The sequence below is a fragment of the Methanospirillum hungatei genome, assembly GCF_019263745.1.
Lineage (GTDB): Archaea > Halobacteriota > Methanomicrobia > Methanomicrobiales > Methanospirillaceae > Methanospirillum > Methanospirillum purgamenti.
Map to the genome: position 1 here is coordinate 359,792 of NZ_CP077107.1, position 12,873 is coordinate 372,664.

Annotated in this window: 13 protein-coding genes and 1 tRNA gene; 2 read left to right on the top strand and 12 right to left on the bottom strand. The window is 41.3% G+C overall.

Annotated features, from left to right (window positions below; genetic code table 11):
* Positions 1-176: 176 nt before the first annotated feature.
* Both KSK55_RS01770 and KSK55_RS16635 read right to left on the bottom strand, forming a co-directional pair.
* Positions 177-596: an HI0074 family nucleotidyltransferase substrate-binding subunit gene (locus KSK55_RS01770; RefSeq protein WP_218607942.1), complete on the bottom strand. Its 420-nt coding sequence runs from the start codon at positions 594-596 to the stop codon at positions 177-179.
* A 348-nt stretch (positions 597-944) separates the two neighbouring features.
* On the bottom strand, positions 945-1,109 hold the full coding sequence (locus KSK55_RS16635) for a VOC family protein (protein WP_218607943.1): 165 nt from the start codon (positions 1,107-1,109) through the stop codon (positions 945-947).
* 387 nt (positions 1,110-1,496) lie between these two features.
* On the opposite strand from KSK55_RS16635, the gene KSK55_RS01780 reads away from it, so the two are divergent.
* The gene (locus tag KSK55_RS01780) at positions 1,497-3,341 is read left to right on the top strand and encodes a PASTA domain-containing protein (RefSeq protein ID WP_218607944.1); all 1,845 of its coding nucleotides are present in this window, start codon (positions 1,497-1,499) and stop codon (positions 3,339-3,341) included.
* Between the two features lie 9 nt (positions 3,342-3,350).
* Here the strand turns inward: KSK55_RS01780 and KSK55_RS01785 are convergent, their stop codons facing one another.
* The 7 genes from KSK55_RS01785 to hypD form a co-directional block, all read right to left on the bottom strand.
* Complete coding sequence (locus KSK55_RS01785) at positions 3,351-3,527, bottom strand: UPF0175 family protein (protein WP_218607945.1); 177 nt, start codon at positions 3,525-3,527, stop codon at positions 3,351-3,353.
* A 161-nt stretch (positions 3,528-3,688) separates the two neighbouring features.
* A complete protein-coding gene (locus KSK55_RS01790) occupies positions 3,689-4,090 on the bottom strand; it encodes a PEGA domain-containing protein (protein WP_218607946.1) in 402 nt (133 codons plus the stop codon).
* Positions 4,091-4,267: 177 nt separating this feature from the next.
* Positions 4,268-4,339, bottom strand: a tRNA-Arg gene (locus KSK55_RS01795).
* A 450-nt stretch (positions 4,340-4,789) separates the two neighbouring features.
* A complete protein-coding gene (locus tag KSK55_RS16640) occupies positions 4,790-4,969 on the bottom strand; it encodes a type II toxin-antitoxin system RelE family toxin (protein ID WP_250545144.1) in 180 nt (59 codons plus the stop codon).
* Between the two features lie 69 nt (positions 4,970-5,038).
* The gene (locus KSK55_RS01805) at positions 5,039-5,320 is read right to left on the bottom strand and encodes a hypothetical protein (protein WP_214418706.1); all 282 of its coding nucleotides are present in this window, start codon (positions 5,318-5,320) and stop codon (positions 5,039-5,041) included.
* Between the two features lie 84 nt (positions 5,321-5,404).
* Complete coding sequence (locus KSK55_RS16645; protein ID WP_218607947.1) at positions 5,405-5,527, bottom strand: Ltp family lipoprotein; 123 nt, start codon at positions 5,525-5,527, stop codon at positions 5,405-5,407.
* A gap of 162 nt (positions 5,528-5,689) precedes the next feature.
* The gene (hypD, locus tag KSK55_RS01815) at positions 5,690-6,718 is read right to left on the bottom strand and encodes a hydrogenase formation protein HypD (protein ID WP_218607948.1); all 1,029 of its coding nucleotides are present in this window, start codon (positions 6,716-6,718) and stop codon (positions 5,690-5,692) included.
* A 131-nt stretch (positions 6,719-6,849) separates the two neighbouring features.
* Between hypD and KSK55_RS01820 the strand changes: the two genes are divergently transcribed.
* On the top strand, positions 6,850-7,338 hold the full coding sequence (locus KSK55_RS01820) for a helix-turn-helix domain-containing protein (protein ID WP_214418701.1): 489 nt from the start codon (positions 6,850-6,852) through the stop codon (positions 7,336-7,338).
* Between the two features lie 21 nt (positions 7,339-7,359).
* Here the strand turns inward: KSK55_RS01820 and KSK55_RS01825 are convergent, their stop codons facing one another.
* The 3 genes from KSK55_RS01825 to KSK55_RS01835 all read right to left on the bottom strand — a co-directional run bounded on the left by KSK55_RS01825 (position 7,360) and on the right by KSK55_RS01835 (position 12,840).
* Positions 7,360-7,833 carry a hypothetical protein gene (locus KSK55_RS01825; protein ID WP_218607949.1) on the bottom strand — a complete coding sequence of 158 codons (474 nt, stop codon included), beginning with the start codon at positions 7,831-7,833 and terminating at the stop codon, positions 7,360-7,362.
* 98 nt (positions 7,834-7,931) lie between these two features.
* Positions 7,932-11,132: a methyl-accepting chemotaxis protein gene (locus KSK55_RS01830; protein ID WP_218607950.1), complete on the bottom strand. Its 3,201-nt coding sequence runs from the start codon at positions 11,130-11,132 to the stop codon at positions 7,932-7,934.
* A gap of 73 nt (positions 11,133-11,205) precedes the next feature.
* A complete protein-coding gene (locus KSK55_RS01835; RefSeq protein WP_218607951.1) occupies positions 11,206-12,840 on the bottom strand; it encodes a CARDB domain-containing protein in 1,635 nt (544 codons plus the stop codon).
* Positions 12,841-12,873 lie beyond the last annotated feature (33 nt).

Consider the following 12,873-nt stretch of genomic DNA (forward strand, 5'->3'; position numbering starts at 1 on the left):
TTCATGATCAAGAACGTCTTTGAATGAATCAGAAACTGCATGATAATCAACAATAATCAAGATCAGAAAATTTCTGACATCTTCCATGAACCCGTGATCCAAAAGCAAAAACATCACAATTTTTCAGGTGAGATCTCAGAATAATCAAAACTTCCTTAAAATCATCAGGATCAAGATTAAGCATTTTGCCTTTCTAAAACTGAATACAGGTAAGATGCTTCCTCAAGCAAAGACGTGGCAAGATGTAGGACCTTCTCAGCTTTTTTTCGGTCATACGTATGAGAGGTAATATTTCTGGCATCAGTAAACGTAAACCATAGAGTGGGATCCTGAATCAGCCTGTTTCGTGCTGCAGTCCTAAAAAGATCCCGTTTTGTCATTGGTGATGCTGCATCCGGGGAAATATTAAGTGAGATCCACCGAACCATAAACTTCCATGAAAGTTCATAGGTGAACTTAAAATTCAGAATTACTCCGGCCTCAATAACTTCTCTGACATTATCCCGCTCATTCCAGATCCTATCTTTCTCCTGATAGACAGAAAGGGCATTGTTCATCGAAGATATTGCATCCTTCAATGATGTCAGATCGAGCATTCATAGAAGTTCTCAAAAATGATAGATATTAGTATTGAATTTTTACAATAAGCCATTTGAGCCCATCCATACTGGTTTCACACACGGTTGCATCTGTGATAATTTCTAAAAATAGGATTAAGATAAAGAAAAAACCGGAAGTGATAAATTTCTGGCAGATTGCCACGACACTCCCGGGAAGAAAGGACCGTTATTGAATGATAGTTGTATGTGTCAGGATAATTTATCCGTTCCTAATCTGTCATATCTCCCAGAAGTAAAATCCAAAGAGAAGGATGATCCCTCCGATGATAAGAAAGAGAGCCAGTGAGCATTTTTACCGAATCTTTCATCAGGAGAATTCCACCATCATAACCCTCCCTCCGGTTTTTGGTGAAATTCAAGCCTTTCCTTCCGATATCTGGATATCTTTCCGATTGAAGTGATATTAAAGATGGATATATAGAACTGTGCAGATTCGAGAGTTTCGTTATCTAACCAAAGACATGTTGAAATCTTTTGAACAGATGCCATATGCACTCTATTACGAACTAATAATTGTATCTGATACTTATTCTACAAATGGTCCGGACTAGATTTTTTGGTTTGAAATAACGACAAAATCGATTTTATGGTATAACAGCGATTAGATGAAATATTGAATCCTCGCATCTTCCTAATAATTTCGTTGGCGGTAAAAACGAAATATTTAATGAGATAACGTTCATAGGACATAGTGAAAGCGAAAAAACTAAAAATAATACCCTGATAAAAACCCCTTTTTTTAGGCATTCAATTGTAATGCAGCATACATGTAAGCAATAGACAGAGATTGAATATTTCAAAAAAATCCAATAAAATTTCAGGATTTCAAATCACAATTTATATTATTCATTACATGGTATCAACAATGATAATCGTATGACGAAAAAGGTTTTTACCCCTTGCTCTTTAAACAGACTTTTGTATCTCTGTTTTCTTGGTCTTTGTGTGTTTGCCTTCCTTGGCATTACAGCATCTGTCGCGGATGACAACCAGACTGCATTTACTCCCGATGTTGTTGGTATGACTGTTGGCGATGCAGTTGGTGCATTTAAAGACGCAGGATTTACGAATAGTCCTGATATTGTGACAGATGCTCTAGTTACCGGACAAAACCCTCCGGCCGGAACCGAGGTATCAATTCAGGAGATCTGTACGATTACAACCGATTCTGATACAGTATCTGGGAAGAGTCCTGTACAGAATCCCTATCTGGCATCCTCACTCTATGCTATCACTCACTTTGATTCTTCCCAGAGTGATTCAACACCCTATGGCCCACCCAACGGCGTATTCACCATAGATCCAACATCAAAGCCTATTGTAAACGCCGGGCCGATAAACATCATCACCCTTGCTTCTACTCAGAAGGATTACATGTGGGGAGTCGGGTCTGACCGGGTCAGTTATGTGTATGTTGGAGATGGAGGGCTGACAGAAGTTGCAGGATTTGAAGCACTGGAGGATGCCACCGGTGGTCTGATAAAGGCAATTCCTAAAGAAAATTTCCAGACATTTGCGAAAGATACTGCGGTAGGGATGAATACTACAACCATGGATGACTCCCTCATGGAACTTTTCGGAAAGAAATACTCGCTCCGGTTTGGGAATGGTATTTATTCCGTTGTAGATTCTGAAAATGTTCTCTATACCAACTATGGATCAAATCTGTATGCATTTGCCCTAACCGATCCTGAAAATCCAGCAGCTGGTATTACTCCCCGGTATGTGATTAAAGATATTGTTACTACAATACAGGGAGCAGATCATTCGGCAAATGCCCGATTATTTGGCCTTTCAATGACCTATGACGGATACCTTATTGTAACTTTCAGTAATGGGGTTGCTGTCATAAATCGTGACCTTGATATTGCAACTGCTTCATTCTATCAGTTTGGAGATGATGAATATGTCAGCAATTCTCTTGCAGTAGATGAGAATAACGGCATCTACATCGCAAGCGATAAAATCATGCGAAAACTTGTCTGGAATGGCACAACTATATCAGATGTCGAGTCAGATGGTGCCTGGTCATCTATCTACACACACTCCACCCAGCCCCCAATCATCAAGGTGGGTATCGGGACCGGTTCCACTCCGACACTGATGGGATTTGGGGATGATGACAGACTTGTGCTCATAACTGATGGAGCACAGCAAATGAACCTTGTAGCTTTCTGGCGTGACGAGATCCCTGAAGGATCAGAGCGTATTGCAGGTCAGATTCCGGTAACGTGTGGATTTACTACATTGCCAGATTGGATTCAGTCCGAACAGTCTGTGGTTGTGTCAGGATACGGAGCATTTGTCGTCAATAATATGCCAAATTCTGTCTCTGATGATCTCATCGGACAAAATAAGATCTTACAGGTTTCACTGATGGGCCCGGCGTATGAAACTTCGTATGGTGCAGAGCGGTTTGAATGGAATCCGGAAATGAATGAGTGGTCCTCGGTCTGGAGCCGGCCGGATGTGTCATCCACAAGTATGGTTCCCATTCACAGCGATTCTGGGAACATGGCTCTGATTAACGGGTATCGCTCACCAGGTGGCTGGGAGATCCTTGGTCTTGATTGGGATACCGGAGAAACGGTTCATCAGACCATATTTGGCGATCTGAACGGGGGCAACGGAGCTTATGCCATTCTTCAGTATCTTGAGGATAGTGATGCTCTCTTTAACTCGTTTTCTGGTCCGATTCGTATTGATTACAATACCCAATAACCTTTTTTATTAAATTATGGGATCATTTCCGACTGGTGTTATGGGTCTGAATGGGCTCAGGCTTATTTCCGGAGATTCGTAGAGTGCGACCGCAATTATCATTTTAAGAATCTCTCTTGTATTTGCCGGAAATTGATCAAATGCCTCTAGAATTTCTTCAGAAATCGTACCTCTTGGAATCACCATGTTATATTGGATAGTATAGTACTGTTCTTCCTTTTGCTGATTGAATATTTTTTCTGAAAAAGGTTCTGTTCTTTGTGGAATTTAGTTTGATTGTTATCAATTTAACCAACTCAATAAAAAAAAGGGGAGAAAATGGATAAACGAGATATTCTGTAAACAACCTAAATCAATGTAAGAACAGCCTCAATGTTCTTTATCTCACTTTCATTTACCGTAAAGTTGCCAGCAAAGTCTGAATAGCCGGGGAATGAAAGAGTTACATTATATTCGCCTGGAATCAATCCTAATATTTCCTTGGCTTTTAAGGAGCGGGTAATTCCTTCATTTGCACCATTTACAAAAATCTCTGCACCAGGAGGTGTACTGGTAATGCTAAACCCAGTGTTCGGATCATATTTGGGAGCAGAAGTATCAAAAGACCCTGCTTTAAATTCAGCATCTAATTTTGCTGCCCATGATCCATAATAATCATTGGGGTCATATTCTGTATCTGCTGTTCCAACAGATGCCAGACTACCCAATATTAACAGGATTCCTAATAAACTAACGATAATTTTTACCATTTGAAACAGCTTATGTTATCCTCGGATAATCATAAGGTTTCTTGACCAAAATTATACGATCCTCACCCATAATCTGTTCGTCATTCTTTAGTTGTGGGGATAGGAGCCATGAAAATAGATATCAGAAAAAATAAAAATTTCTTTATTAAATAAGAGTATTAGAACGTTTTTATAGTACGCCCCGGCTGGGACTTGAACCCAGGTCTAAAGCTCCGGAGGCTCCAAGGATATCCTCTACCCTACCGGGGCAACCCTACTATATACTCACTAAACACTGATAAAGGCTCTGGTTCAATTTGTTTTATTATTTAAAATCCAAGAGGGAATTATTGAATAACCTTCCATCAATTCAGACAAAAATGAAGTATTTTATATAACACGCAGAAGTCGGCTTTGACCCAGAATAAAACAGATTATGCATGCCTATTATAATTTTATTTGTTGAGCAATTTGATCCAAATAGTTAAAGTAAATCCTGTCAAAAGGTGAATATTCATCTCAATTTGTCAAGGAGGTCATTACCAAACCATCATATCTGATTCCAAGAACAGAGGAGAGGGGTATTGCTTTCTTCTTATTCGGGAATCAACTTTGGTGTTCATGGTATGTCGTTTTCTTCTCTCGACCCTTAATCCTACAATAAAAGGGGCGGGAATTTATTAGTCAAAAAAAATAAAATTATTTGGAGTAAATATTTTCCTATTTTCCAATTCCGATGACAATTATGATGAGTTTGTCATCCTCGAAAGTCAGAAATGCCCGATAATCTCCGATCCTGTACCTATATGTTGGGATATCAGATATTCCTTCGACTTTTCTGAGATATTTTCTGGGATTGTTTACTTTTTCAAGATACTTTATTTTATCTCGAATTCTCACGGCAACATCCCGTTGAAGCCGTTCAAGAGTGTATTTTGCTTCATCTGAAAAGAAGATACGATACTGTAATCATATCCCCATTTCTTTGGAAATTTCATCAAGAGGCCGGTATCTTCCATGTTTCACATCTTCTAGCCCCCGGCGAATCCCTTTCATAGTCTCTTCATCAATAGGTTCGTCTGGTTCATTCGCCTGCTCCAAGAGTTCAGCGATAATCTCCGCTTCTGTTGGATCGATAGCCCCAATAATACATTTATGAAGGACTTCGCTATCAGATGATGCATCGTCACGAGCTTTCAGTATTTGTATTATCTTGTAATCTGATTCACTCAGCGATACAGTGACGGGCATAATAATCTATTGTCTCCAATGTATCAAATAGTCTCTATCAATTTTTAAAAATTTGGATTCGGACTCATAGTTATGAGTATATATTTAATATCCATCAACAGTCGTCCTGTACTTTGCTTGTGAAGGAGTAAATCCTTCAAATTTGAGTTGTTTCAAATGTCTATCTCTTGAAAATGGCGAGATTTTTAAATAATCTAGTGCCTTCATCACAGCATTTCTTTCACTCAATGTGGCGGAATTTTATAAATGTTCAATGATGGAATTAAGATCAGTTATACCTGACGAAAAAAATAAGGAAAAAATATCGATTTGGATAATATATCCGATTATAACGTAGATTTACTAATTTTCTCAACGATTTCAATCTAATTACACGTTCCTGATATGGTAATGGTGCCAGATTTTACATGCCCCTTCATGACTGACCATACAAGGACCAACCGGAGTCCGGGGAGTACAGGTTTTATCAAATAATTTACAATCAACCGGTGATGCAATACCCCTCAGAATTTTATCACAAATACACGCTGCATGTTTCTTTGTAGGTTTTATCTCCACACCAAATTTTTTCTGGGCGTCGTATTGAGAGAATTCTTCCCTTAATTTTAAGCCTGAAAGAGGAATGACCGGAAATCCTCTCCATTCAACATCACATGGTTCAAAGACCTGATTCATTACAGCAATGGCCTTTGGATTCCCATCATCATTCACTACCCGGGGATAGGCATTATCCACTCTGGCAACCCCATCCCTGATCTGCTGGATCAACATCAGAATACCAAGAAGGATATCATCAGGTTCAAATCCGGCAACAACCTGGGGAACCGGGAACTGTCTATACTCATCAAGGCCGGTTACCGTGAGCACGTGGCCGGGAAGGACAAATCCATGCAGTGCTGCCTCTCCCTGTGACAAGAGCCATTTCATTGCAGGGGGGACGAGCCGATGACAGCTGAGAATTGAAAAGTTCTTTGGGGGATTTGTCAGAAGCATTGCAGCGACAGTTGGTGCAGTCGTTTCAAATCCGACCGAAATAAAAACGACTTCTTTATCGGTACTTTTTGCGATCTCAATCGCTTTGAAAATACCCTGGACGACTCTGACATCTGCACCACAACTCTCAAGCGATCCATTACTTCCCGGAACACGGAGCAGATCACCATATGTCGCGATGATACACCCTTTTGTGGCAAGTTCAAGAGCGGCATCAATCTCACCCTGTGGAGTAATACATACCGGACACCCCGGTCCCATCACAATCTTCACATTTTTTGGGAGCAGACTTCGGATACCGTGGCGTGCAATTGCTGCCTCGTGCGTCCCGCATACATGCATAAATGTAAGATCCCGGTCAGTGAGTTCGTGAATTTTTTCTGCAATCGGATTCTTTCCGGCCATAAATCTCTCAAACGTCAACCTGAAACGTGAAAAAGATGCCTCATTTGATATCAGTAAATCAGGATTTCAGGTGATGATGAATCTGGACCTGACCTGAACAGTGACATAGGAGAACATCTATATCTGATATTATGTTTTCCCGCTCTATCTTCAGACAAGATTTTAAATCTGCTCTCGAAGAAGCTCTTGACAGACGTCATATGAGCCTGAAAGAACTGGCTGAACAAGCGGGAATCCCTCCTGCTACCCTCTACAAGATAACATCTGGAGAACGGGATCCTCGTCTTTCAACGGTCAGGGCTATCGTTCAGGCACTTGAGCCATATGATCAGGATATGATAGCAATTATCGCGGCAAAATTTCTCCTTGATGAAGTCGGTGGAAGGATCATTGAGAAGAATGGACGAAAAATCCGGATAAAAGGATATACCGCAAATACCATGGAAGATTGCATCGTTGCTGCTGTCCGGGCTGAAAAAGAAGGAGCTGGTGGGATAATTTGTGCTCCCATCCTTGCAACCCTGATTGAACGCATCGTTGATATCCCTGTAGTGATTGTAAGGCCGGATAGCAGAACATTTCAGGAAGCAATAGACGTACTGTGTAATCGAATAGAGTAAAATAGAATAAAAAGATTACAATCAGGATGAAACCTGATTCTCCTGATAAAACGAGATCATATCTTCATATACCCCGCTCGCAGATTCCAATAGTTTTGGATACATCTCATTCATGGTTGAAACACAGGATCCACAACCGGGAATGAGAGTTCCATATTCTTCAAGATCAGTTTTTAAGACCTTTGCTGCTGATAACCATGATTCACGAAGAGATCCTGTCTGCTGACCAAGAGTGTATGCTGATATCTTTTCAGTAAATGCATCAAGATTTTCTGTTTTCTTGGCAGCAATATCAGATATAGCGGTATCTCTGCCATAAAACACCCCGATACTCATGGCCTCCGGAGTCTGAAACAGCATAGGGATACCAGTTTCTTTCATATCTGATAAAAAGGCTTGTTCATCTGCGGTTAATTCAAGTTCCGCTGCATATGTCGGAATGGTAAGGAAGATAAAAAAAAGGGTACAAAGCCCTAGGATTATCCGTGCATTCATATCACAAGGTTCATCCTGGTTTTATATAAGGGTACTCTCTTCACGCTGTATGGGTTGAAACACGTATTTAGTTCATCTCTGACCATTGCATTTCGCAATTACACGATAAACCGATCTGCCTGCTTTTTTAAGTGTTCAGACTGGCGTGCAATTTCATGGGACGAAGCAGCAATATCATCGGTTGCTTTTCTACTTTCATCCATACGGTGGGAGATCTCCTCCATCCGGGCAAGGTTCTTCTCACTCTCAGAGTTCATCACCTCAATTCCTTCCTGAACCCGATGCATGAGAAGTTCCTCATCTTGTGTTGCATTTGTGACTTGGCTGATACCATCAGATATCTCAGTAACCTGTGAGGTAATCGAAGATAATGCCTCAATGGTTTTGTTTACGCTTGCAATGCCTTCCTGGATTTCTGTATATGCAGCTTCAATTGAGGTTACTGTATCAGCAGACTTTGTCTGAATAGCCCGGATTAGATCTTCAATCTGTGCTGTAGCGATTTTGGACTGTCCCGCAAGGTTTTTTACTTCCTGAGCAACAACGGCAAACCCTCTCCCATGTTCACCGGCTCGTGCAGCTTCAATTGCAGCATTTAATGCAAGAAGATTGGTCTGGCTGGAAATATCAGAGATAAGACGAACAATTTTATCGATCTCTGCCATTTGTTCATTTAATCCGGTAATCTGTTCTTTACTTGCAGCACTAATCTTTCCGACAGATTCCATTTTTTCATTAGCAATGCCTCCAATCTGACCTGCTTCGACTCCCTGCTGTGCAGTCTGGGTTGCAAGTGCCATAAGTCGCGAAGTTATATCAACAATCTGGCTTATTCGTTCAGACAATAACCGGATATCATCCGAAATCCGTCTTGTCTCCTCCATCTGTTCCCTGGCCCCGGTTGTCGAACTTTGCACCTCTTCAGCAATATCACGAATCGCATTTTTAATATTATCTGTCTGTGACAGGGTTTTTTCAGTTGTGCCGGTAAGGTGAGATATTGATCCTTCCAACTCCTGGATTAGCAGAGATATGGCCTGAAGTGCTGTATTATAATCGGTCTTGATATTGAACAAGGGATCATGATCCATCACAAGAGCTCTGAATTTCAAATCTCCTTCAGCCATCCGTGCCATGCCGGTTTCAAGATCCTCTGCACTTTTTGACAAAACCTCAGACATTGTCCTTGAATCAGTCAGAAGTTTCTGGACTTCTTCTTCATTCCGTTTCCGTTCGGTAATATCATTGTACACAATCAGATAATTTTCAAGAGCTCCGGATCGTGAAAAGATGGGAATACCATATTGCTCCAGGATTCTGACTCCCAGTGGAAACTTACAAGTAAGTTCTCCAAATGTTGGTTTTACCGAAGACAGTAACTCTTTCAGCCCCTCTCCGGTATATTCCACGACGGTGATATCACGTGGTGTCATATGAAGGAGTTCGTCTTTTGTATATCCGGTTAACTTGATGTATGCATCATTTGTGACAAGGATCTGTTGATTTTCGTCTATGAGCAGAACCGGCATTGGTATCTGTTGAACGATGGTGTTGTTCAGGTGCTCAAGTTCTTCTATCTCAACCATCCGTCGTTCAATTTCCTGTTCTCCTTCTTTTCGATCGATATAGGTTTTGAGCATATCTGCAAGTGAATTGATAAGATTTCGCTCTTCGAGAAGGAATGGGCCTTCATGTTCTGGAGGCTTTTCTATCAGGTACACAATATCAATAGTTCCCTTGGTACCGGTTCTGGTTACAAAAGAAGAGGTCTGGATCCATCCTGTCTCTTTAAAATTCGTTGTTTTGAATGAACCATTCCCATATTGTATTCTGGCTTCGGTCACTTCCGGGTACTGCCATCCGGGAGGGATAAGCATAACGACATCCTGTAAAACCTGTGCAATATTCTTGGAATCATCCTGGATAAGAGAAGATGTCTTGTAAAAGAGTTGTTGCTCCTTTACCCGTTCCCCCAGATCATGCATCTTTTTTGCAAGTTCCAGTTCCCCTTCTTTTCTATCAACATAGGTCTTGAGCATCTCGGCAAGCGAGTTGATAAGATTCCGCTCTTCAAGAAGGAACGGTCCTTCGTGTTCCTGAGGTTTTTCATTCAGATAAACAACTTCAATAATTCCTTCATTACCGGTTCTTGGTTTAAATATTGCTTTTTGAATCCAGGGGGTTCCTTTAAAGTATCGTGTCTGGAACATTTCCCCCCGATATTGAATTCGTGCTGCAGTTTCTTCTGGATATTGCCACCCCGGAGGTATGAGTACTGCTATCTCACCTAGAATATCCTGGATTGACCGGGAATCATCCTGGATAAGCGATGCTGTCTTATAAAAAAGTTGTTGCTCCTTTACCCGTTCCCCCAGATCATGCATCTTTTTTGCAAGTTCCAGTTCCCCTTCTTTCCTATCAACATAGGTCTTGAGCATCTCAGCAAGGGAGTTGATAAGATTCCGCTCTTCAAGAAGGAACGGTCCTTCATATTCCTGGGGTTTTTCATTCAGGTAAACAACTTCGATAATTCCTTCATTTCCTGTTCTTGGTATGAATGTTGCTTTCTGAATCCAGAGAGTTTCTTTAAAGTTCTGTGTTTGGAACATTTCCCCCCGGTATTGAATTCGTGCTGCAGTTTCTTCTGGATATTGCCACCCTGGAGGTATGAGTACTGCTATCTCACTAAGGATATCCTGAATTGATCTTGAATCGTCCTGGATAAGAGATGCCGTATTATAGAAGAGTCTCTGTTCTTTGACCCGTTCACCATAATCATGGGCGAGTTTTTGTCTGATCTCTTCAGCTTTTTGTTCTGCCTGAACCCGGATGGTAATATCTTTAAAGATAAGAATAATTTCCGTTAACGTTCCAGATGAATTCGTGACCGGAATTGGATATTGCTCTAATACCCGTGTTCCAGTAGAAAAATCTATGGTGAATATTTCTGAATCAACGTTTGTATTGGAAAATCCATCATCAGGTAGTCTAAATCCTGGGAATATACTTTGAACTGGTTTTCCTGTCCAATCTTCTAATGCATATCCGGATATCGCTTGAAATGATCGGTTAAAATCAGAAATTTTTGCATCCGGGGTTAATATGAGAATGGGCTGGGGACTGTGCGCAAATATGGCGTCCATTCTGGATTTTGTTTGTAAGAGTTCCTGTTTTTTTGTAAGAAAGGATGACAGTATTTCGTTGTCTTCAGGGTTTTCACTCATTTCCAACTCAGGATTTGTGCCCTGAGGATCATCAGATAATATATGGATGAGAATATCTCGTAGATGGGTTGTCATATAAACATCTCATTTAGGTATGGTTCAGACCTGCATAGTCTTTCCCCCTTTATACTATAAAAAATAAGGGGATCTACTGTATTGTAACCGGGATTTTTGCAAATCCGATATTGTTGGATTCATCAGTTTCAGCAACTGCATTTTCACTATCTATTAAAATTCCAAAGAAATACTGACCTGGTGTCATATTTGCAGGAATTGGTGAAAGGGCATCTCCATCTGACTGAGTTCCTGCTGGTAGTTCTGGTATCTCCCCCATACCAATGAGAATATCTTCGTCGGAAAGTGTACCATCAGATGACAGGTATAATTCAACAATAAATGATTTTGCATCACCTGAACCAGTATTCCGAATTGATGTAGTGACATTGATATTTCCGCCGACAGTTCCTTCTGTATCTGATGTGAGATCTGGCACGATTAAATCAGGCAGACTTGGAACAGCGGTTTGAATTGGCACAGGTGACCCGGATATTTCAATCATTTTATCTGCGAAAAGAATGTTGTTTGCCTCATTCCCTTCAGAAATGATTTTTCCAGAGTCTACCATTACACCAAGATAGTACGGACCCGGAGCGAGATCTGACGGGACTGTAGCTACAGCGGTTCCATCTCGAAGCATTCCAACGCTCAGGTCTGCAACGTCTCCATAGCCGATTTCACGGTCCTGTTCGGTAATGAGTGCATCAGGAGAGAGATAAAGTGAAATTCTGAATGGTCCTGCCGGAGCATCTCCCTGGTTTTTCACTGTCGTATTTACCGGAAGTTGGCCACCCTGAACCGCCTTCTGCTGACTGGTAACCTTACTTATTACCAGATCAGGTCTGGTAATCGTAAACCGTGAGTCTTCTTCTGATTCCTCTGAAACGAAAGGTACTGATCCGGTAGTAACAAGGAATGCCGAACTCTTCACATCCGGAATGGTTACCTTTGAATCTGTTCCTTTGACATTGTTATCTTCAGATACTTCCATGATTTCATTAGCCGGATCTGCAATGGCCCCGAGATAAAAGTCTCCTGGTGTCATACGGTCCATCGGGAAGTACCCGGTAAGTTTCTTTTCTGTACCTGTTTTGAGATTCGGAATCAGGTAATAACCAATTGGGGTATCCTCTCTGGTAATTGTTGCATCATCTGATGCGTAAAAAGTAATGAAAAAGTCTGTTGATGGGCGGTATCCCTGGTTTACGACGGTTGCTTTAATCTCAAGCTGAGGGTTTCCTTCCCGAACGGTTGGAACAAATGAGGTTATCATCATATCCGGACCGGTTGGGTCTGGTTGCTTTGAGAGATCTATCGTGGTCTCAACCATCTGCGGTTGAGATTCATCTGTGATAATCCGGGGTGTTGGAACAGGTGTAATGACTAACTCAGAAAGCGGCCCAACCCTCCGGTGATAGGGATCATCAATCATCGGATTCATTGCCTTTGCTTTCGCGATAGATTCTTCAGAGCCTTTGCTATCACCAAGTGCACTCAGAACCACTCCGCGCCAGTACCAGGCATCAGCAAGATCCGGATCCTGAGCAACAGCAGTGTCCAGAAGTGATAATGCCCGGTCATAATGTTGTAACAAAAACTCTGATACTCCTTGCTGGTACCAGTAATCGGGATATATAATCCGGTCGGTCATGTCTTCGCCAGTAACCATACCGGCAGAAATTATCAGGGTAAGTATTGTAGCAGCTAGCCAGAACGCAATTTTCACAGATGATCACCAGATAGTAACTAGTAGGGTATT

What these genes read in the sequence shown, in the direction of transcription:
- KSK55_RS16645 (WP_218607947.1), bottom strand. Translation starts at nt 5,527, where the DNA reads ATGAAGGCACTAGATTATTTAAAAATCTCGCCATTTTCAAGAGATAGA.
- KSK55_RS01770 (WP_218607942.1), bottom strand. Translation starts at nt 596, where the DNA reads ATGCTCGATCTGACATCATTGAAGGATGCAATATCTTCGATGAACAAT.
- KSK55_RS01820 (WP_214418701.1), top strand. Translation starts at nt 6,850, where the DNA reads ATGTTTTCCCGCTCTATCTTCAGACAAGATTTTAAATCTGCTCTCGAA.
- KSK55_RS01805 (WP_214418706.1), bottom strand. Translation starts at nt 5,320, where the DNA reads ATGCCCGTCACTGTATCGCTGAGTGAATCAGATTACAAGATAATACAA.
- KSK55_RS01780 (WP_218607944.1), top strand. Translation starts at nt 1,497, where the DNA reads ATGACGAAAAAGGTTTTTACCCCTTGCTCTTTAAACAGACTTTTGTAT.
- KSK55_RS01790 (WP_218607946.1), bottom strand. Translation starts at nt 4,090, where the DNA reads ATGGTAAAAATTATCGTTAGTTTATTAGGAATCCTGTTAATATTGGGT.
- KSK55_RS16635 (WP_218607943.1), bottom strand. Translation starts at nt 1,109, where the DNA reads ATGGCATCTGTTCAAAAGATTTCAACATGTCTTTGGTTAGATAACGAA.
- KSK55_RS01825 (WP_218607949.1), bottom strand. Translation starts at nt 7,833, where the DNA reads ATGAATGCACGGATAATCCTAGGGCTTTGTACCCTTTTTTTTATCTTC.
- hypD (WP_218607948.1), bottom strand. Translation starts at nt 6,718, where the DNA reads ATGGCCGGAAAGAATCCGATTGCAGAAAAAATTCACGAACTCACTGAC.
- KSK55_RS01785 (WP_218607945.1), bottom strand. Translation starts at nt 3,527, where the DNA reads ATGGTGATTCCAAGAGGTACGATTTCTGAAGAAATTCTAGAGGCATTT.
- KSK55_RS01830 (WP_218607950.1), bottom strand. Translation starts at nt 11,132, where the DNA reads ATGACAACCCATCTACGAGATATTCTCATCCATATATTATCTGATGAT.